Below are 20,470 nucleotides of genomic sequence, written 5' to 3'. Positions count from 1 at the left end.
CCCATTCGCGGCCGGACCTCCGGCGTCCTGCCTTGTGGAGATTGATATGAACAAGCCGTTGGATATGCAGACACTCGTCGGCCTCAAGGATCCAGCCGCCGAGCTCGCTCGTTTCGTCGTCAGCCTCAAGGCGGAAGATATACCGTCGGAGGTGCGTGCGCGTGCGCGCCACCACCTGCTTGACGCCGCCGGCATAGCCCTCGCCTCGACGAAGTATGATTTTGCCCAGCGCACCTTCAATGCCATCGCAGGGCTCGGCGGGAGCGGACGTGTCCCGGTGATCGGCATGCCCATGAGCCTTGCCCCGCGCGATGCCGCAACCGTCAACGGCCTTCTCTGCCACGGGCTCGATTTCGATGATACCCACCTGGGCGGCATCGTGCATCCCACGGCCAGCGCATTGCCTGTTTCCCTGTCCGCCGCCATCCACACCGGCGCGTCGGGCCGCGATCTCGTCACCGCGGCGATCATCGGCATCGAGACTTCGGCACGCATCGGCGCGGTCGCCAAGGGCGGCTTCCACCAGGTCGGCTTCCATCCGACCGGTCTCGTCGGCGCCTTCGGCTGCGCCCTGGCGGCGGGCTATCTCTTCGGACTGTCCGAGCGGGAGCTTACCCACGCCCAAGGCATCGTCCTGTCCTTTGCATCCGGAAGCCTGGAATTTCTCGAAGACGGCGCCTGGAACAAGCGCATTCATCCCGGCTGGGCGGCGGCGGCCGGCATCACTGCGGCAGCGCTCGCCAAGCAGGGGTTCAAAGGCGCGGGCCTGCCCTACTTCGGACGCTTCGGCCTCTTTGCCTCGCATCTCGGACCTCTGGTCGAACAATGCGACTTCAGCCTGGCGGCAAAGGACCTCGGCCAAAGCTGGGAAGTGCTGAACACCGCGATCAAGCCCTATCCCGCCTGCCATTTCACCCATGCCTGCGTCGACGCCGCCATCCAGCTGCGCGAACAGGGTGTGCAGCCCGACGAGATCGTCGAGATCGAGGCTCTCGTTCCGGCTGAAGTGGTCAAGGTTGTCTGCGAACCGGAGGCTTCCAAGAAAAAGCCGGCCAACAGTTACGAGGCGCAGTTCTCCATTCCCTATCTGGTGGCCTGCGGCCTTGCCCTGGGCAAGCTGACGCTCACCGAACTGGAAGAGCCCGCCTTGACCGACCCCGCCATTCTCGCGTTGGCGCAGAAGGTTCGTTATTCGACTGATCCGGCATCGCCCTTCCCGCGCGCCTATTCCGGCGAGGTCCGCGCCACGCTGAAGGATGGCCGCACCCTCACCGTCAGGGAGGAGATCAATCGCGGGGCGCCGGACCGTCCTCTGTCGGACGCCGACATTCTCGAAAAGTTTCGCGCCAATGCCGCCAGCTCGGTCAATCCGGCCGCCGCGGCCCGTATCGAAGCGGCCGTCCTCGGCCTCGATGATTGCACCGACGTGGAGGCGAGCGCCCGCGCCCTGGCTGGCTAAGGCTCACGACGCCGACTGACCCCTTGAAGCGATGCGAGGCGACGCGGTCAGCGCGCCTCGACAGGAAAGGCTTGTCCGATGATGACCCAGAATGACTATGCGGCCCAGCAGGAGGCGCTCGAAAACGAGCGCATGATCCTGGAGACAGTAGATCGCTTTCTCGACCGGCACGTCCGCCCCGTCGCCATGAAGCTGGAGCACGAGGACATCTATCCCGATGAGATCGTCGAGCGGATGAAGGAACTCGGATTGTTCGGCGCGGTGATCCCGGCCGAATACGGGGGATTGGGCCTGCGCCCTTCCACTTATGCCAAGGTGATCGAGAAGATCGCCTCGGTGTGGATGTCGGTCTCGGGCATCATCAACTCCCACCTGATCATGGCTCACATCGTCAACAAGCGCGGCACCCAGGCGCAGCGCGAGCACTTCCTGCCGCGCTTCGCCACCGGCGAGCTGCGCGGCGGCCTCGCGCTGACCGAACCCGACTGCGGCACCGATCTCCAGGCGGTCCGCACCACCGCTCTGCGTGATGGCAATGGCTACGTCATCAACGGTACCAAGACCTGGATCTCCAATGGCATCAAGGGGACGTGCTTCGCCCTGCTGGTGAAGACCGATCCCAAGGCCGAGCCTCGTCACGCCGGCATGAGCATGTTCATCGCCGAGAAGGGCGACGGTTTCGCGCACTCCAAACGCCTGGAGAAGCTTGGCTACAAGGGCATCGACTCGGCGGAGCTCGTGTTCGACAATTACCGCATTTCGGCCGACTGCCTCGTCGGCGGCGAGGAAGGCCACGGCATGGCTTCCGCCATCGCCGGGCTCGAACTCGGGCGGGTCAATGTGGCGGCGCGCGGGGTCGGCGTCGCCCAGGCGGCGCTCGATGAGGCGGTGCGCTACTCCCAGCAGCGCAAGACCTTCGGCAAGCCGATCCACCAGCATCAGGCGATAGCGCTCAAGCTCGCGGACATGGCGACCCGAACCGAGGCCGCACGGCTGCTCACCCAAAGAGCCGCGGACGCGCTCGATCGCGGCGAGCGCTGCGATTACGAGGCCGGCATGGCCAAGCTCTTTGCGACCGAAGCGGCGCTGGAGAACTCCATCGAGGCCATGCGCATTCATGGCGGCTACGGCTATTCCAAGGAATTCCTGGTCGAGCGGCTCTACCGCGACGCGCCCCTTCTCGTGATCGGCGAAGGCACCAACGAGATCCAGCGTCTCGTGATCGCCAAACGCCTGATCGAACGCAATCCCGTCTGAGGCGCCACGATGACGTCAGATAATCTTCCCTTGGCAGGTGTCACTGTCCTCGCCGTCGAGCAATATGGCGCCGGACCATTTGGCAGCATGCTGCTCGGCGATCTCGGTGCCGATGTGATCAAGATCGAGAACCCGCAGGGCGGCGGCGACGTCGGCCGGCATGTCGGGCCCTATTTTTTCGACAAGCTCGACAGCCATTTCTATCAGTCCTTCAATCGCAACAAGCGCAGCATCACGCTCGATCTCAAGAAGCCGGAAGGCGCCAAGATCTTCCGCGATCTCGCCGCCGGCGCCGACGCGGTGCTCGACAATCTGCGCGGCGATCTGCCGTCGAAACTCGGCGTCACCTACGATCATCTCAAGGATGTCAATCCAAAGATCGTCTGTGCGCATCTTTCCGGCTACGGGCGGCAGGGACCCCGCCGCTCCTGGCCCGGCTATGACTATCTGATGCAGGCCGAGGCGGGTTACCTGAGCCTCACCGGCGAACCGGACGGCCCGCCAACGCGCATGGGCCTCTCCATCGTCGACCTGATGACCGGTGTGATGACGGCCTACGGCCTTGTAAGCGCGCTGCTCGGGGCACGCGCCTCCGGGCGCGGGATGGACGTGGATGTCAGCCTCTTCGATACGGCGCTTCACACCCTTTGCTATGTCGCCACCTGGAAACTCAACAGCGGCCATGTGCAGGGACGAGAACCACGTTCGGCGCATCCGTCGCTGACGCCCTCCCAGCTCTACCGCACCGGTGACGGCTGGCTCTTCGTCATGTGCAACAAGGAGAAGTTCTGGCCCATCTTCGCCGACAGAATAGGCCGGCCTGAACTGGCGACCGATCCGCGCTTCATCGACTTCGCCGCGCGCCTCAAAAACCGCGAAGAGCTGACCGTCATCATTGACGAGGTGCTGTCCACGCGCACATCCGCTCAATGGAGCGAGGCCCTGGGTGGGCATGTGCCGATCTCACCCGTCTACGATGTCGCTGAAGCACTGGATAACCCCTTCGTAGCCGGCAGCGACCGTGTGGCGGACTTTGAACGTGCAGAAGGTGGTGATCCGGTGCGCATGCTGGTCGGCCCGGTCAGGATCAACGAGCAGGTTGGCCTCAAACGCGCGGCACCGGCCATGGGGGCCGATACAAAGGACGTTCTCGGCACGCTCGGATACAGCGAGGATCAGCTGGCCGCGTTGCGGGACAAGGGGGTCATATGATAGCCGCGGCCAGCACGGAGGATTGGTTGCGCGAGGCTCATGGCATCAGGCCAGGAGATCGGACCACCGCGGATGTCGCACAGGCGATCAACACCACACACGCCAACATCGAACGCGCGGTTCGCAAAGTTGCACCACAGCCAGGCGCCCTGTTTGACCTGCGCGCGGCATCCTTTGACATCCTGTGCCGCGGCGGAGACGCGGCACCATGAGATCGCCGCTCGGCCTCACTTTGTGCGCCGCCACCGACGCCATCGCCGCGGGTGATCTCACCTGCGAGGATCTGGTGACCGCGTCGCTTGACGCGCTCGACGGCATCGGCGTCACCCTCAACGCCGTCGTGGCGACCGAGCGTGACGAGGCCTTTAGCCGCGCCCGCGCGCTCGACCGTGTCCCCCGTGAGAGCCGAGGCAGGCTGCATGGTGTGCCGCTCGCGCATAAGGACATGTACTACCGCGCCGGGCATATTTCCGGTTGCGGGTCGAAGATTCGCGCGGGCTTCACGCCCGACACCACCTCGCCGCTGGTCGCCGCGCTCGAACGCGCGGGCTCGGTGACCGTCGCGCGGCTGCACATGGCGGAATTTGCCATGGGACCGACCGGCCACAACACCCATCTCGGCCGCTGCCGCAATCCCTGGGATCCGGAGAAGATCACCGGCGGCTCATCCTCCGGTTCGGGCGCAGCGGTTGCCGCACGCACGGTCTTCGCGTCCCTCGGGTCCGACACGGGCGGCTCGGTGCGCCTGCCCGCCGCCATGTGCGGCGTCGTTGGCCTGAAGCCGACGCAGGGGCTTCTGTCCACCGACCACATGATGGGGCTGTCCGAAAGTCTCGATTGCCCAGGCCCGCTGGCGCGTTCGAGCCGAGACGTCGCGCGGCTGATTGATGTCATGGCGGCGCTCGATTGCGAGGCTGGATTGGCGGGTGACGCACGCGGGCTTGCCGTCGGGATCGCGCGCGGCTTCTATTGGGAAGACCTCGACCCTCAGGTCGAGACTGTGATGACCGAGGCAGCGCGGGTTTTCAAGGACCTCGGCGCCGAGGTGTTTGACGTCGATATCCCCGACCAGACCGCACTGGCGGATCTTGCCGATGCGGTCTGGACGCCGGAGGCGGCCGCCCTCCACCTGGACTGGCTGCGCGAGCGCATGGAGGATTACGGCCCTCAGCTGCGTGCCCGTCTGGCTCAGGGACTTGCCGTCAGCGCCGTCGGCTATTCCCGCGCTCGCGCGCTGCGCGCTCTGGCTCTGCGCGCCATGGTCGAGGGGCCGCTGGCCCGCTGCGATGTCTTGCTCGCGCCCGCCATGCGCCACCCGACTCCGACCGGTGCCGCGACTGATCATGGCGGCGGTCCCGCGATGCGCGAGGCACTTGCCCGGCTCTCGGCGCTCACGCGTCCGATTTCGTTCCTCGGGCTTCCCGCTTTGTCGACACCGGCCGGCTTCGACGCGGAAGGATGTCCCATCAGTCTTCAGCTGATCGGGCACCCGCGCGGCGAGGCCAGGATGCTTCGCTTGTCCGATGCCTTTGAACGCGCGACGGGCCATCTTGATCGCAAACCGAAATACAGCGCCTGACGCTCGGAAGCGGCGCAGACAAAATGGGGAGAATGCACATGAGTTCGAACACCACTGAAGGAGAGTTCGCCCCCGCCCAAACCTCAGGCAATTGGTTCACGCGTTTTGAACGCGGCCCTCTGCTCGGCCTCGCGACCGCGCTGTTGCTCGCGGCCATGGCGCTGATGTTCTATGAGGCGACATCGCGCATGCTGCTGGGCGACAGCCATTGGTGGGCGGAGGAAGCGGTGCGCTTCCTCGTCGTGTGGAGCGTGATGATGGCCTTCGGCGTCGCCACGCGACAGGGCAACTACATCCGGATGGAGCTCTTGATAGACACCGCGCCGCACGTCGTGCGGCGGTTCGGCGCCTGGCTCAACTGCCTCTGCGGTCTCGCTTTCTCCGGGATGGTCTTCGTGGCGGGCGTCTTGAGCTGCCTCCACCTCTACACCGTGGGCATGATGACGGAATCAAACCTCGATCTGCCCCTGTGGCTGGTACGCGCGGCCCTGCCGATCGGCGCGCTGTTCTACGGCCTCTATTTCGTTTCCGTCGCCATCGAGCTCTTCAAGGGCCGCGATGAAGTCCAGCCCGTCGCGCATTGATCGGCAACGACCATGACAACCGCTCTCACCATCCTCACCCTGCTCGCCCTGATCTCGCTGGGCGTGCACATCGCCGTCGCGCTCGGCCTCGTCGCCATCGGCCTCATCGTCATATCGGGCGTCACCATCCCCATCACGCTTGCCGCTCAGGCGGCCTGGGACGGGATCGACAAATATGCGCTGGTGGCCATCCCCTTCTTCATCTTTGCCGGCAACATCATGTCGCGCGGCGATCTCGCCTTGGTCATTCTCGATCTCATCGGCTGTGTGGTGCGCTGGTTCAGGGGTGGCATCGCTCTGGCGGTGGCGGTGTCCGCCGTGTTCTTCGCCGCCGTCAACGGCTCCAGCGTTGCCTGCGCCGTGGCTCTCGGTCCGGCAGCCACCCGGCTGATGCCACAGGAAGGCTATCCAAAGCAGTTTGCTGCCGCGCTTGTCGCAGTGTGCGGCACCCTCGGCCTGATGATTCCGCCGTCGCTGACGTTCATCCTGATCGGTTCGATCGTGGGCCTGCCGGTTTCCGATCTCTTCATCGCCGGTATTGTGCCAGGCTTGCTCGAGGCCACCCTGCTTGGAATCGTGACGCTGGTGATCTCGCGCCTTCGCGGCTATGGCGGGCAGACCAAACCTGTTGATCTTCCGGGTTTCGCAAGACGCCTGCCGCGCGCGCTCGGCGCCATCGCCATGCCGGTCCTGATCATCGGAACCATCTATGCCGGCTGGTTCACGCCGACCGAGGTTTCCGCTCTCGCGGCGATCTATGCCGCCGTCCTGGTGCTCTTCGTCTACCGCACCGCCAATCTCCTCACGGTGTGGCGCACGGCGAAGGAGACCGTGACACAGACAGTGCTGATCTACGGCATCCTCTTGTCGTCAGGTCTTCTCACCGTGGTGCTCACGCGTCTTGGACTGGCCGACGAACTGTCACGCTTCATGGTGGAGTATCAGGTTTCCGCCTTCCAGTTCCTGCTGATGGTCAATCTGGTCCTGATCGTGGTTGGCATGTTCATCGACGGTGTGTCGATGATCGTCCTCTTCGCGCCGCTGCTGTTTCCGATGGCGACGGCCGCCGGCATCAACCCCCTCCACTTCGGCGTCATCATGACAGCGCTGGTGGAGGTCGCGACGCTCACCCCACCCGTCGGGCTCAACCTCTTCGTCATGGCGCGCATCACCTCGCTGCCGATCCATTCGGTCATCATGGGCGTGCTGCCATTCTATGCCGCGCGTGTGCTGGGGTTGATCTTGATCAATGCCTTCCCCTACCTATCGCTCGCGCTTCTGTAGCAAGGGACCTCGAACACCACATGCCCCAAACTTCCGACCCGAACGGTCCGGACACCTGGTCCGACACAGGCCCGTTGCCGGCCTCAAATGGCCCGGCCGGCGGGATCGATCGGGAGGGAGGAAACGTTCCGCTCTACCTGCAGGTGGCGCAACTGCTCCAGCGCAAGATCCATGAGGGCGTTTATCCAGTCGGAAGCCTGCTGCCGACCGAGGTCGAGCTCGGCGCACTGCTCGGCGTCAGCCGGCAGACCGTGCGCCAGGCAACCCAGCTCCTGCGCCAGAAGAAGATCCTGTCCGCCCGCAAGGGCGTCGGCACCCGCGTCGAGGCGCGCCAGCCCGAACAGGCCTATTACTATGCGCTGCAATCACTGGTGAACATCTTCCAGTTCGCGAGCGAAGCCACGCTCCTCGTGCTCAGGGAGGAGATGACGCCGGTTTACGGTGCGCTTGCCGCCAGGCTGGGCTCGCGACCCGAGCGGGAGTGGCTGCACCTCGTCGGCGTGCGCCAGGCCGTGGGGCGGACGGAGCCCATCTGCTGGACCGAAGTCTATATCCACAGCCGCTATGCGCGCCTGTTCCGCGGCAAGACGGAGCATCGTTCGGCAATGTTCTCCGCCATCGAGGAAAAATCCGGCGAGCCGGTCACCGAGGTCGAGCAGGAGATCGTCGCGGTAACGCTATCGCGCGAAATCGCGGAAGCCATCGGAGCTGAGGTGGGTACACCTGCGCTCCAGATCACGCGTCGCTACTTCGGTCCGGGACGGCGGCTGTTCGAAATGTCCATCAACGTTCATCCCTCCGACCGCTTTTCCTATCTGATGACGCTCAAGCGCGAGATCGCCGCCGGCAAGGACGGCTAAGATGATTGCCCGCCACCGGTGCTGAGATCAAATCGCCACGCAGCGTCGAAAAGCAACGCGTCCTAGCTCAGGTCCTCTCGAAGGGCCGGCAGCAGGAGCAGGCTCGCGCTGGCCATGAGGGCTACCAGAGCCGCGACCCCGACCAGTGGCGCGAGGCCAAGCGCGATGAAGGGAGCGGCCAGCGCCGTTCCGCCCGCGGCCGTACCAAGAATGCCGAGGACAACCAAGGCCGAACCGCGAGCATCGTCGGCTCCCGACGCGACCACGGCCCGATGAAACCCGGCCGGGCCACGCAGTCCGAAGCCGAAGTTCACCACGACGAAGAGCGCGATGATGACGGCAAGGGCGGAACCTCCGGCAAACGCATAAAGAAGCATCGCGACGAATGCAGCCGTGAGCGCGAGTGTTCCGCCTAGGATCACGCTTTCCGCACCGAACCGCCGCACCGCGGAAGCTGAGGAGCTTGCGCCCACAATGAATGCGGAGACGCCCACGATCTGAAGAGTGACGAAACCAGACAGGCCGAGCTGGAGCGAGCCGGTCAGAACAGCGGGCATGCCGAAGACGAAGATAAGGAGGCTACCGAGGGAAAAGGCCTGACTGAGCGCATACCGCAGGAAAACCAAGTCACGCAGCAGAGCGAGATAGCCTCCCGAACCCTTCTCCTGCCGAGGGCTCTTCGGCAACCTTGAGCCGAAAACGGCCATGATCAGTGCCAGAAGCAAGGCGAGCGCGCCGATGATGTCGAACGAGAGCCGCCAGCCGCCGAGATCGAGCAGATAGACCCCGACCAGCGGCGCCAGTGCCGGTGTCAGTGACTCGATGGATCCCAAGCGCCCCATGGCACCGACCGCGCGATCATCGCCATAGAGCGCACGGATCAGCCCCGGCGCGAAGACGGCGGCTGCCGCGCCGAATGCTCCCTGCACCACACGGATCACGATCAGCTCGGTCATCCCGCCGGCCCAGCTTGCGGCAAAGGATGTGAGGGCAAACAGCAGCAGTGAGAGGCCAAGGAGAAGGCGCCGGTTGAACCGGCTTCCAAGCTCCCCGAAGACAAGCAGCCCGGCAGCCGTGCCGAAGCTATAGCCGGCGAGCACCAGCTGCGCTTCCTCGATGGAGCCCCCCAAGGCCTCCGGCAGGCTCGGGACCGCCGGCAGGACGAGATCGATGCCCGCGATCCCGACGACGGTGCTGGAAACGACCAATGCGAAGGCGAGGCTTTGTTGAACGGGCGACGGCGTGTGAGGCATGGCTAAGGGATGGGGCACGAGGGGATCGGAGGTTTCCGGCGCAGCCATCGCGGGATAATCGCTGCGGGGCAAGGAAAATCCGATTATAGATTTCCCCTCACCCCACGCAGGCAACATCCATGACCTGGTCCGCCAAGCAATATGTCACCTTCGAAGATGAACGCACCCGCCCGGTGCGCGATCTCCTCGCCGCCATACCCGCCCATGACGTCCGGCGCGCCATCGATCTCGGCTGTGGACCGGGCAATTCCACCGAAGCGGTTGCCGCGCGCTATCCCGATGCCAAGGTTATCGGGCTCGACAACTCCGAGGACATGATCGCGGCCGCGAACAAGCGCCTGCCGCAGCTGTTCTTCATCACCGGCGACATCGCAAGCTGGCAGTCGGATGAGCCCGTCGATCTCATCTTCGCCAATGCCTCCATGCAATGGGTGCCGGACCACCGGATGCTCTACCCGCGCCTTGTCGGCATGCTGACCGAAGCCGGCACCCTCGCCGTGCAGACGCCCGACAATCTGGACGAGCCCGCCCATCACGCCATGCGCGAGGTGGCGGCGCAGGGGCCCTGGGCATCGAAGCTCGGCAAGGCAGGCCGCGAAGCACGGCACACGGCGGACTGGTATTACGAACTGCTGAAACCACTCTGCGCGCGGGTCGATGTCTGGCGCACCATCTATCATCATCCCATGAAGGATGGCGCCGCGGGCGTGGTCGAATGGTTCAAGGGCAGCGCCTTGAGGCCCTATCTCGCGGCTCTCGATGAGAACGAGCAGAAAGACTTTCTCGGCAACTACCGGGAAGCTATCAGCAAGGCCTATCGGCCCTTGGCCGATGGCACCGTGCTGCTGCCCTTCCCCCGCCTTTTTGTCGTAGCCACGCGGTGAAGCGCCGTCAGGCGCTCAGCGCCTGCTCGCGATAGCCGTTGATGCGGTAAAGCACATGGGGCATGCCGGCCCGGTTGATGCGTCCGTCGAAGCGCATGCCGGTGCGCACCATCACCGCTTCGGCGCGGTTGTTCTTCACATGGGCCACCGCGACGATCTCGGGAAGTCCCAGGTTTTCAAAGCCCAGTTGCACGGCAAGCTTGGAGATTTCGGTGGCGCAGCCCCTGCCCCAGAAGCCGGGACGCAGCGCGTAGCGCAGTTCCACCAGGTCATCGCCCGCCGCATCTCCATGACGGATGCCGCCCCAGCCGGCGAATTCGCCCGTTTCCAGGTCGCGGAAGAACCAGACGCCGAAGGCGCGGTCACGCCAGTGCGCACGCTGACGCTGCACGAAGGCCTTGGCGGCACCGGGCGGACGGATGCCGCCGAACATGGCCATGACCTCCTCGTCGGCGAACAGTTTTTCGAGGCCGGGAAGATGCCCTTCATGCGGCACATCGCCGAAGAGACCCGCGACTTCGACCAGCGTGGGAAAGATACGGATCAGCAAGCGGCAATCCTTGAAGGTTCGGGCAAGACGGAGGCATCGGTGTCCGCTTGGCGGCCCGCCAGCAGAACATCGCGGAAGGCAGCGGGACAAGCGCTGCCGGATGTGAAGATGGCGCGTGGCGGCGGCACCGTGCCTCTCGCGTCGATCTCTCCGGCCAGCGTGGCGGCGCGGCGGGCGATCGCAGCCGCCGGATTGATCCAGGTGACAGGCCACGGCGCCAGCGCCTCGAACCGCGCGAGCAACAGCGGGTAATGCGTACAGGCGAGGACCACCGCATCGGTGCGTCCGCCCTCATCCGACACGAAACACGGCGCGATGGCCGCGCCGATGACGCTGTCGGAAACAGGAGCTCCATGCATTTCCGCCTCGGCATGGGCGGCAAGGTCAGCGGCCCCCACCAAAGTGACACGGCAGTCCGAAGCATGGGTGCTGACGAGGTCGCGGGTATAATCCCGGGCAACCGTTCCGGGCGTTGCAAGAACCGAGACGCGGCGGGACCGGGAGAGGCTGGCGGCGGTCTTGATGGCAGGCACCGTGCCCACAAAGGGAATGTAATGACGCGACCGAAGCACCGGAAGCGTCAGGGTCGAGGCCGTGTTGCAGGCGATCACGACCATATCGAGCCGCTCGCTCTCGATCAGCGGCTCAAGCACGAAAAGAACCCGGTCGATCAGCGCTTTGTCGCTGAGCGGCCCATAGGGGAAACCGGCGTCGTCGGCGATGTAGATGAGTTCGGCCTTTGGCATTTGACGGATGATCTCGGCGAACACCGTGAGGCCGCCCACACCTGAATCGAACACGCCGACACGCGGCGGCCGGCCCGTCACCAGCCTTGCCGTTGTCGTCGTCGCTCCCGCCATCAGGTCAACGCCCATCGCGCTCCCCCGCACATACATGTGAATCCGACTGAAGTAAGCTGTACAGAAAACGGTAACCAAATCGTGGCTGAAACCGCTGCCGCGGCTAAATTTTTTCAGATCCGTGTCTTCCGCGACCCCGCTATGGCCGAAACGGCGCCAGGCGATATGTTTATGTCATGAGAAAAGACGTCACGATTCTTGGCGCAGGCATCGTCGGCATCAGCACCGCGCTGCATCTGCAGGCGCGCGGGCTCGACGTGGCGCTTGTGGACCGCCGCGCGCCGGGTGAGGAAACCTCCTTCGGCAATGCCGGCGTCATCGAAACCTCCGCGCTCTTCCCGGTCGCCTTCCCACGCAACATCACCACCTTGATGAAGGTCGGGCTGAAACGCGCGCCTCAGGCCAATTACAGCATCGGCGGGCTCGCCAGTGTCGCGCCCTGGCTCTGGTCCTATTTCCGCAACTCCACACCGGACAAGTTGGAGCATACCGCTCGCACGCTCTACCCCCTGGTCAGCCGCGCGCTGGAGGAGCACGAGCCCTTCATCGCCGCGACCGGCGCGGAACGCTATCTGCGGCGCACCGGCTGGATGCGGGTCTACCGCTCGGAAATGCCCTTCAACGAGGAGAAGACCGAACTTGCCCTCGCCGACGAGCTCGGCGTCCCCTATGAAATCCACGAAACCGAGGGCGCCCTCAAACTGGAGCCCTATCTGGCGCCGGTGTTCCGGCACGCCGTGCTCTGGACCGGCACGGCCAGCGTCTCCGATCCCGGCGCGGTCGTGGCAGGCTACGCACGCCTGTTCGAAGAATGCGGCGGCCTTGTCACCAAAGGCGATGCGCTGTCGCTTGCCAAGGTCGATGGGCTTTATCGGGTGGAAACCGCAGCGGGTTCCGTTGCCGCGGAACGCGTTGTGCTGGCGCTCGGCCCCTGGACCAACGATGTTTTGACCCCCAAGGGATATCGCCTGCCGCTTGCGACCAAGCGCGGCTATCACATGCATTACAAACCCGTGGGAGAGGCCACCTTGCGCCGCCCGGTGGTGGATGTGGACGGCGGCTATTGCCTGTCATCGATGACACGGGGCCTGAGGCTGACCACAGGCGTGGAATTTGCCGGGCTCCGTGCCCAGCCGACGCCGACACAGATCACCCGCACCCGCCCCTATCTCGATGAACTTTTCCCGCACATCGAAGGTCCGGTCGATCCGGAGCCCTGGGTCGGAAATCGCCCCTGCCTGCCCGACTCCATTCCCATCATCGGCCCCTCACCCGAAGATCCCGATCTCTGGCTCGCCTTCGGCCACCAGCATCTTGGCTTCACCCTCGGTCCTGTCACCGGGCGGCTGCTTGCCGAGATGATGCAGGGCGAAAATCCCCTGACGGACCCCGCGCCGTTTCGGGCAGAGCGGTTCGGATAGATGACGATCAATAACAGTTGCGTTTAAGCATGAACGAATCAGGCGCGTGAACCTTTCGGTTATCGGCACAGTTTATGTGGCATCCATGGTGACGGGTGCGGGCGATGACCAACGACAGCACATCCATAGCGGCTCTTGGGCTTGGCGCAGCATGCCTTGCAGCGCTGTTTGCAGCGGTCCACACTGCTCGAGCCGAAAGCCCGGCCGACTTCTTCATGAACGAAGCGAAGCGCATGGAGAGGCAGGTAAACCAGCGTGCAGAGTCGCAACGACGGCTGCAAGCCGCGCGCGGCACGCAATCCGTTACCGATGCCCCTCCAAAGGTTTTCGACCGGGTCATATGCACCCGCGTCTGCGACGGCGCTCGCATGGTCATGGCGATCCGACCCTCGGACCGGGATCACGACAATTATCTGCAGATGTGCAGTGCAGCCGGCAATGGCGAGATCACCGAAATGACGGTTGAGCGCCTCGGCCCCGTTGTGGTGGCCGACCTTGCCGCGTCGAAACCCTTGTTCAGCGGCCGCTCCTCTTCGCCCGCCGCGGCAAGCTCCTGCGGCGGTCGCATCAACAATCTCTCGGTCCCCATTTTTGCCGACACGACCCTGCGCCGGGGAGATATCGTTGCCCTGAATGGCGGGTTCAAAGTTTTTATCGGCCGCGGGGAACCACCCTTCACCGAAGCGGATTTCAAGACGCTCGGGGAGAAGGATATGGCCAAAGGTCTGCGCGGCATGAAAGTGGCCGGCGGGGAGCCCATGTAATTTTTAGAATATGAACAAATATTCAGGAAAATAAATCCAAGATGAACGCCGTGAACAAAAAATAACCTTATTGAATTCCATTATTATAGACAATTGCAACCGGCGCACAGGGAGACGCCGTCTTGAACAAAACATCGAAGATTATAATGAGCGCTGCTGCCTTTCCTTTGATTGCAGCATCGTTACCAGGTTCAGCCACCGCCCTCGAAACCATCGCCGCGCAAGCACCCGGAGTGATTCTTGCGCAGGCCGTGGTCGTGCCCGAGGAAAAGGAGCGATCTCAGACCCCGAAAGCCACCGAACGGCCTGACCGTCCGCAACGTCCGGATCGGCCGGAACGTCCGGCTGCCCGGGAATCAGCGCCTCCGGATGCCCCGGAGCGGCCTGCCCGGCCAACGTCGCGGCCGGCAGAACCAACGTCGCGTCCGGCGCAAGCAGGACCGGAGAAACCCGCCCCCCGCCGGGAACGGCGGGAGGAAACCCGCTCTGAGGAGCGGCGGCCGGAGCGGCCAGAACGCGCGGAACGTCAAGAGCCGAAAGAGCGGCCGGAGCGGCGAGAAAGGTCCGAACGGCCAGAACGGGGCGAGAATCGAGAGCGTCGCGAGGACGTCCGCGAGAAGAGCGCGCCCGCCGAAACGCCCTCCGCACCCACCGAGCGTCGCGCGGAACCTCAGCCGGCTGAACGTCGTGCTGCCCCAACCGCCGCGCCGGAGACGCCGGCCGCGCGTGAGGCGCCCGAACGGTCGCGCCGTGACGGGCCGGAGCAAGGTGAGCCGCGCGAACGTCTCCGCGACCGACTCGAACACCGGGCTGACCGAGGCGAGCGTCGTCCTGATCGCGATGACCGCGACCGGGGAGAACGCAACCGGGATGAGGGCGGTCGCGATCGCGGAGACCTCAGGGAGCGTCTGGAGCAACGGCGGGATGAGGAGCGCGCGGATCGCGGTGAACGGCCCCGTCTCGACCGACGGGAGGTGATCGAGCGGGACAACGACCGCACCATCATCCGCGATGGCGAGGACCGGGTGATCATCCGCGAAGACAATCGGATCATCATCCAGAACGACGACAGCGGCCGTCTGTCTCGCAACGCACGTGATGTCCGAACGGATCGGCGGCCCAACGGCAATACCGCGACCACAGTGGTGCGGCCCAACGGCACGCGCATCGTCACCGTGCGGGACGAGTTCGGCAACATCGTCAGCCGCACCCGGGTCGACCCGGCCGGCCGCGAGATCGTGCTGATCGAAGAACATCGCGGTCCTGACCGCCGCGATCGCTACGGCCGCGGAATCGGCCCGATCATCGAGCTGCCGCCGCTGGTCCTCGACATCCCCCGCGAGCGTTACATCGTGGAAGCGGACGAAGCCCCGCTGCCGCTGATCGAGGAGACCTTGATCGCGCCTCCCGTGGAACGCGTCGAGCGTGCCTATAGTCTCGGTGAAATCCGCCGCAACTACCGAATTCTGGAGAAGGTGCGCAGCATCGATCTGAACACCATCAACTTCGAGTTCGGAGCCTGGGAGATCGGAGACGACCAGATCGACAGGCTGGAGACGATCGGCACAGCCATCGAAGACATCGTGAAAAAGAATCCCGAGGAGGTGTTCCTGATCGAAGGCCACACCGACGCGGTGGGCTCCGACGAGGATAATCTCGCCCTCTCCGACCGCCGGGCGGAGTCGGTGGCAATCATCCTCACCGAGCATTTCGACATTCCCGCCGAGAACCTGATCACGCAAGGCTATGGCGAAGAGCAGTTGAAGGTTCAGACGGAGAGCGAGGAACGCGAGAACCGTCGCGTCACGCTGCGGCGGATCACGCCGCTCCTCACCTCGAACGCTCAATGAGCATGCGGCGGGCGGCCGAAATGCCGCCCGCCGTCCTATGAAGGCAACATCTCTTCGCGCGCCGCGTTAGGTCCGGTATCAGCATGATGCACACTCGACCTGACGCAGGGCCATGACAGCTACCCCTTTCAAAGCCTCGACCAGCCACGCCGCACTGGGACCCGACTTCTATGATCCGGTGGATGCGGCGGCTTTCCCGCAGCACATCCTGCGCTATCGCAATCACCGCTGGTCGGATCGGGTGGGCCTGTCGCATCTGTCCGACGAGGAGTGGATCGCCCACTTCGGCCAGTTCGAGCCCTTGCCCGGCAGCTTCGCGCAGCCGCTCGCGCTGCGCTACCACGGTCACCAGTTCCGGGTTTACAACCCCGATCTCGGCGACGGCCGCGGCTTTCTCTTCGCGCAGCTCCATGACCTTGAAGACGGCCGCCTGCTGGATCTCGGCACCAAGGGCAGCGGACAGACGCCCTGGTCACGCACCGCCGATGGCCGCCTGACACTGAAAGGTGGTCTGCGTGAAATCCTCGCGACCGAGATGCTGGAGGCACTCGGCGTCTATACCTCCAAGACCTTCAGCCTGATTGAAACCGGCGAACCGCTCTACCGCAATGATGAGCCCTCTCCCACCCGTTCATCCGTGCTCGTTCGCCTGAGCCATTCCCACATCCGCATCGGCTCTTTCCAGCGGCTGGCCTACCGCAAGGAAGAGGACAATCTCCAGAAGCTGCTGGATTACACGATCCGAACCTACATGCCCCACGTGTGGCGAGACGAGCTTTCAGCCCGGACCGCCGCCTTCGTGGGAGAAGTTTGCCGCAATGTGGCCCGCACAGGAGCTCAATGGATGATGGCCGGCTTCGTCCACGGCGTCCTCAATACCGACAACATCAACGTCACCGGCGAGAGCTTCGATTACGGCCCCTGGCGTTTCCTGCCCACCTATGATCCAGGCTTCACCGCCGCCTATTTCGATGAAACCGGGCTATATGCCTATGGCCGCCAGCCGGAGACGCTCGCCTGGAACCTCGTAAGATTGGCCGGTTGCCTCCTGCCGCTGGCAAGCAAGGAAGAGTTGGAGGAGGCCCTTCAGGTGTTCTGGCCGGCCCTGCAGCGTGAACTTTCCATCGCCATGCTGAAACGGCTCGGCCTCACCTCGCGATCGGACGAGGAGGATGCCGATCTGATCGCCCGCTTTTATGGCTTCCTCCTGGAATCGCGTGCGCCCTTTGAACAGGCGATCTTCGACTGGCGGGGCGGCCTTCTGAGCGAGCAACGGGCCGCGAAAAGTCCATCCGCCCTGCTCTACGCAACACCGCAGTTCGAGCCTGTTCATCTTGCCCTGCAGCTCTATGAGCCGGTGCCCGATGTCAATCTCGACCACCCCTATTTCCAGCGTGGCGAGCCAGTGACCATGCTGCTGCCGGATGTGGAGGCCATCTGGTCGCTCATCGACAGCACCGATGACTGGTCAGGCCTTGACCGTAAGCTCTCCGATATCGCTGAGATGTCGGACGCTTACGGCACTCGCATCATTCCGCGGGTTCAAGCGGCGCCTTCGGTGTGAAGCGGCTGACCCAGCGCCCGAAACGGTCGAGGTAGGTCAGGATCACCGGCACGAAGACCAGGGTCAGCACGGTGGAGGAGATCAGTCCGCCGATCACCGCATGAGCCATCGGCGCCCGCTGCTCACCACCCTCGCCCAGCCCCAGCGCCAGCGGCAGCATGCCGAAGATCATGGCCAGTGTCGTCATGATAATGGGCCGGAGCCGGATGGCGCCCGCCTCCGCCAAGCTGTCCTCCAGCGTCGCTCCCCGTTCACGCTCCTGATTGGAGAAATCGACCAGCAGGATCGCGTTCTTGGTGACAAGGCCCATCAGCATGATGAAGCCGATGATGGAGAAGATGTTGAGCGTGGAGCCGGTCAGAAGCAGGCCCACCAACACGCCGATCAGCGACAGCGGCAGCGTCGCCATGATCGCGAGAGGCTGAAGGAAGCTGCCGAACTGCGAGGCAAGGATCAGATAGATGAAGATCACCGCAAGACCGAGCGCCTGGACGGCATAGCCGATGCTCTCCTGCATGTTCTCGGTATCGCCGCCGAAGCTGACGCGATAGCTGGCAGGGATGTTCATGGCCGCGATCTCGCGGTTGAGATCGGCCGTGACCTCACCCAGCGCACGGCCGGAGACATTGGCCGAGATAAGCACCTGCCGCGAAAGGTCCTTGCGGCTGATCACATCGGGCGCAAAGGACGGCACGATGTCCGCGACCTGATCGAGATAGACGTTGATCGGCTGGCCGTTGGCATCGGTCTTCGAGGACCGGATCATCAGGTTCCTGAGGCTCTGGGGATCCTCGCGGTAGTCGCGCGGCAGGCGCACCTCGACATCATAGGTTTCGCCATTGGGCGCATTCCACACCGAGATGGCATCGCCCGCCACCAGCGGCCGCAGCGTGTCGCCGATAGTCTGCAGGGAAACACCGAGATCACTCGCCACCTCGTGCCGCACCCTGATCGCCAGCGTCGGCTGCTCGTTTTCCATGCTGGATTCGACTTCCACCGCTCCTGGGATCGCACGCAGCTTTGCCATCACCTGCTCTGAGAGCCGCTTCAGCGTGTTGATGTCGGGCCCGAGAATCGAGAACTGCAGCGGCTTGTTGTTGCCGCCGCCACCCACGGCGCCGGGCTGATTGACGGAAATGGTCAGCCCCGCGATTTCCGAGAACCGCTGTCGTAGCGGCTCGGCGAGATCCTGCGGCGTGCGCGTGCGTTCGGCACGTGGCAACATCGACACATGGATGTTGGCTTCATTGTAGCCGCGAGCGCCGCTTGCGTTGATGGTGCTGTAGAAGCTGCTGACCTCGGGAAACTCCCGCAACGCCTCCTCCACCTGCCGCACCTTGGCGACAGTGTAGTCCAGTGACGAGCCCTCGGGCGCCTTCACGCTGACTGCGAATTCACCCTGATCGCCCTCCGGCACAAACTCGCCGCCGATCATGGGCACCAGGAACAGGCTGCCGACGAAAAGGGCCAAGGCCGAGATCATGGTCAGGAGCCGGTGACGGAAGCTCCAGTGAATGATCCTCTTGTAAATCGCGGCAAAGCGCTCGAAGGCACGATCGAAGCGTGCCACGAGACGGCCAACAGGCCCCCGCTTGGCGCCGGCATGAGCATGCGGGTCGTACCACACGCTTGAAAGCATTGGATCAAGCGTGAAGGCGACGAAGAGCGAGATCATGACGGCGACCGAAACGGTCACGCCGAACTGGAGGAAGAAGCGGCCGATGATGCCGCCCATAAAGGCGACGGGCAGGAACACCGCCACGATGGACAGCGTGGTCGCGAGCACGGCAAGGCCGATCTCATTGGTGCCCTCCAGCGCCGCCTGCCGATGGCTTTTGCCCATGGCGAGATGACGGGTGATGTTCTCGCGCACCACGATGGCATCGTCGATCAGGATACCGATGGCCAGGGAAAGCGCCATCAGCGTCATGGTGTTGAGCGTGAAGCCGAGGAAGAAGATTACCGCGAAGGTGCCAATCACCGAGATCGGCAGCGTCAAGGCCGTGATCACCGTGCTGCGCCATGAATTGAGGAATAGGAAGACGATGGCGACGGTGAGAAGGCCGCCCTCCACCAGAGTACGCTGGACGTCATTGACCGAATTGGAAATCGCACGGGAGTTGTCGCGCGTGATCTCCAGCTTGATGCCCTCGCTGCGCAATTCATTGCTCAAGCGGCCGATCTCGGCGCGAAGGTCACGGGCCACCTGAACGGTGTTGGAACCCTGGACCTTGACCACATCGATGCCCAGCGCCGGCGTGCCGTTGAACAGCGCCCGGCTGGTGAGTTCCGCGCCCTGGTCAAGCACCTGTGCCACCTGGGAGAGATAGACCGGATGACCGCCGCGCTGAGCCACGATGATGTTGCGGAAATCTTCCGGCTCCGCGAGGCGCCCTTCCACTGTCACGATGCGCTGGTTGATGCCTGCCTGAAGGTCGCCGGCCGCGATGTCCTGGTTGTCGCGGCGGATCGCGTCCATGACCTCGGTCACGCTGATCTCGAGCGCCTGGAGGCGCTCCGGATCGAGAAGAACCGCGATCTGACGCGCGCTGCCGCCGACGATGGTGGTCTGGCCGACGCCGGGCACCACATTGAGCCGCTTGGTGATGACCTCATCGGCAAGCGAGGTGAGCTCGGGCAGCGTCTGAGTTTCGCCGCTGAGCGCCAGCGACAGGATCGGCGCGTCATCGGGATTGAAGCGGGTCACCTGCGGTGTATCCACCTCATCGGCGAAGATCGCTTCAAGGCGCGAGACGCGGTCACGCACCTCCTGTGCCGCGGTGCGGGCATCGGTGTCCAGGGTGAACTGGACGATGACGAGCGAGCGTCCCTCGTAGGATTCGGAGGTGATCGTGTCGATACCACCGATGGTGTTGACGGCGTCCTCGACAGGCCGCGTCACCTCGCTCTCGACGCTCTCCGGCGAAGCGCCGGTATAGGTGGTCGAGACCACGACCACCGGCAGGTCGACGTCGGGAAACTGGTCGACGCCCATGCGGGAGAAGGAAAAGAGGCCGATCACCACCAAGGCCAGCATCATCATGGTGGCGAAGACGGGATTGTTGACGCTGATGCGGGTCAGAAACATG

General features: G+C 64.1%; 16 protein-coding genes. 12 read left to right on the top strand and 4 right to left on the bottom strand.

What is annotated here, in order from left to right; all coding sequences use genetic code 11:
* Positions 1-46: 46 nt before the first annotated feature.
* From IEV58_RS09450 to IEV58_RS09420, 7 genes are all read left to right on the top strand, one after another.
* Positions 47-1,459 (top strand): MmgE/PrpD family protein, encoded by a 1,413-nt coding sequence (locus tag IEV58_RS09450; protein WP_229729324.1) that lies wholly within the window; start codon positions 47-49, stop codon positions 1,457-1,459.
* Between the two features lie 78 nt (positions 1,460-1,537).
* Positions 1,538-2,716, top strand: a complete 1,179-nt coding sequence (locus IEV58_RS09445; protein WP_229729323.1) for an acyl-CoA dehydrogenase family protein — start codon at positions 1,538-1,540, stop codon at positions 2,714-2,716.
* Positions 2,717-2,725: 9 nt separating this feature from the next.
* Positions 2,726-3,928: a CaiB/BaiF CoA transferase family protein gene (locus IEV58_RS09440; protein ID WP_188409483.1), complete on the top strand. Its 1,203-nt coding sequence runs from the start codon at positions 2,726-2,728 to the stop codon at positions 3,926-3,928.
* A 208-nt stretch (positions 3,929-4,136) separates the two neighbouring features.
* Positions 4,137-5,507, top strand: a complete 1,371-nt coding sequence (locus IEV58_RS09435; protein ID WP_188409482.1) for an amidase — start codon at positions 4,137-4,139, stop codon at positions 5,505-5,507.
* A 38-nt stretch (positions 5,508-5,545) separates the two neighbouring features.
* Positions 5,546-6,091: a TRAP transporter small permease gene (locus tag IEV58_RS09430; protein ID WP_188409481.1), complete on the top strand. Its 546-nt coding sequence runs from the start codon at positions 5,546-5,548 to the stop codon at positions 6,089-6,091.
* A gap of 12 nt (positions 6,092-6,103) precedes the next feature.
* Entirely contained in the window at positions 6,104-7,375 is a 1,272-nt protein-coding gene (locus tag IEV58_RS09425; RefSeq protein ID WP_188409480.1) for a TRAP transporter large permease, read from the top strand.
* A 20-nt stretch (positions 7,376-7,395) separates the two neighbouring features.
* On the top strand, positions 7,396-8,235 hold the full coding sequence (locus IEV58_RS09420; protein ID WP_188409479.1) for a GntR family transcriptional regulator: 840 nt from the start codon (positions 7,396-7,398) through the stop codon (positions 8,233-8,235).
* A gap of 62 nt (positions 8,236-8,297) precedes the next feature.
* On the opposite strand, the gene IEV58_RS09415 is transcribed toward IEV58_RS09420, so the two are convergent.
* Positions 8,298-9,560, bottom strand: a complete 1,263-nt coding sequence (locus IEV58_RS09415) for an MFS transporter (protein WP_229729322.1) — start codon at positions 9,558-9,560, stop codon at positions 8,298-8,300.
* A 47-nt stretch (positions 9,561-9,607) separates the two neighbouring features.
* On the opposite strand from IEV58_RS09415, the gene tam reads away from it, so the two are divergent.
* Complete coding sequence (gene tam, locus IEV58_RS09410) at positions 9,608-10,372, top strand: trans-aconitate 2-methyltransferase (RefSeq protein WP_188409478.1); 765 nt, start codon at positions 9,608-9,610, stop codon at positions 10,370-10,372.
* Positions 10,373-10,379: 7 nt separating this feature from the next.
* On the opposite strand, the gene IEV58_RS09405 is transcribed toward tam, so the two are convergent.
* A complete protein-coding gene (locus IEV58_RS09405; protein WP_188409477.1) occupies positions 10,380-10,922 on the bottom strand; it encodes a GNAT family N-acetyltransferase in 543 nt (180 codons plus the stop codon).
* A complete protein-coding gene (murI, locus tag IEV58_RS09400; RefSeq protein ID WP_188409476.1) occupies positions 10,916-11,797 on the bottom strand; it encodes a glutamate racemase in 882 nt (293 codons plus the stop codon). Before murI ends, IEV58_RS09405 begins: the two co-directional genes overlap by 7 nt.
* A gap of 161 nt (positions 11,798-11,958) precedes the next feature.
* Here murI and IEV58_RS09395 point away from each other — a divergent pair, with 161 nt between their 5' ends.
* The 4 genes from IEV58_RS09395 to IEV58_RS09380 all read left to right on the top strand — a co-directional run bounded on the left by IEV58_RS09395 (position 11,959) and on the right by IEV58_RS09380 (position 17,381).
* Positions 11,959-13,203 carry an NAD(P)/FAD-dependent oxidoreductase gene (locus tag IEV58_RS09395; RefSeq protein WP_188409475.1) on the top strand — a complete coding sequence of 415 codons (1,245 nt, stop codon included), beginning with the start codon at positions 11,959-11,961 and terminating at the stop codon, positions 13,201-13,203.
* Between the two features lie 104 nt (positions 13,204-13,307).
* Positions 13,308-13,967: a hypothetical protein gene (locus IEV58_RS09390; protein ID WP_188409474.1), complete on the top strand. Its 660-nt coding sequence runs from the start codon at positions 13,308-13,310 to the stop codon at positions 13,965-13,967.
* A 146-nt stretch (positions 13,968-14,113) separates the two neighbouring features.
* Positions 14,114-15,817, top strand: coding sequence for an OmpA family protein (locus tag IEV58_RS09385; protein ID WP_188409473.1), 1,704 nt, complete (start codon positions 14,114-14,116; stop codon positions 15,815-15,817).
* A gap of 112 nt (positions 15,818-15,929) precedes the next feature.
* Positions 15,930-17,381 (top strand): protein adenylyltransferase SelO, encoded by a 1,452-nt coding sequence (locus IEV58_RS09380; protein WP_188409472.1) that lies wholly within the window; start codon positions 15,930-15,932, stop codon positions 17,379-17,381.
* On the opposite strand, the gene IEV58_RS09375 is transcribed toward IEV58_RS09380, so the two are convergent.
* Positions 17,347-20,469, bottom strand: a complete 3,123-nt coding sequence (locus IEV58_RS09375; protein WP_188409471.1) for an efflux RND transporter permease subunit — start codon at positions 20,467-20,469, stop codon at positions 17,347-17,349. The two genes, IEV58_RS09380 and IEV58_RS09375, sit on opposite strands and share 35 nt — an antisense overlap.
* Between the last annotated feature and the right edge of the window lies 1 nt (position 20,470).

Origin of the sequence: Agaricicola taiwanensis, assembly GCF_014635245.1 — a bacterium.
Lineage (GTDB): Bacteria > Pseudomonadota > Alphaproteobacteria > Rhizobiales > Methylopilaceae > Agaricicola > Agaricicola taiwanensis.
Note: the sequence above shows the minus strand (reverse complement) of the source record. Positions and strands in the feature narration are given on the sequence as shown.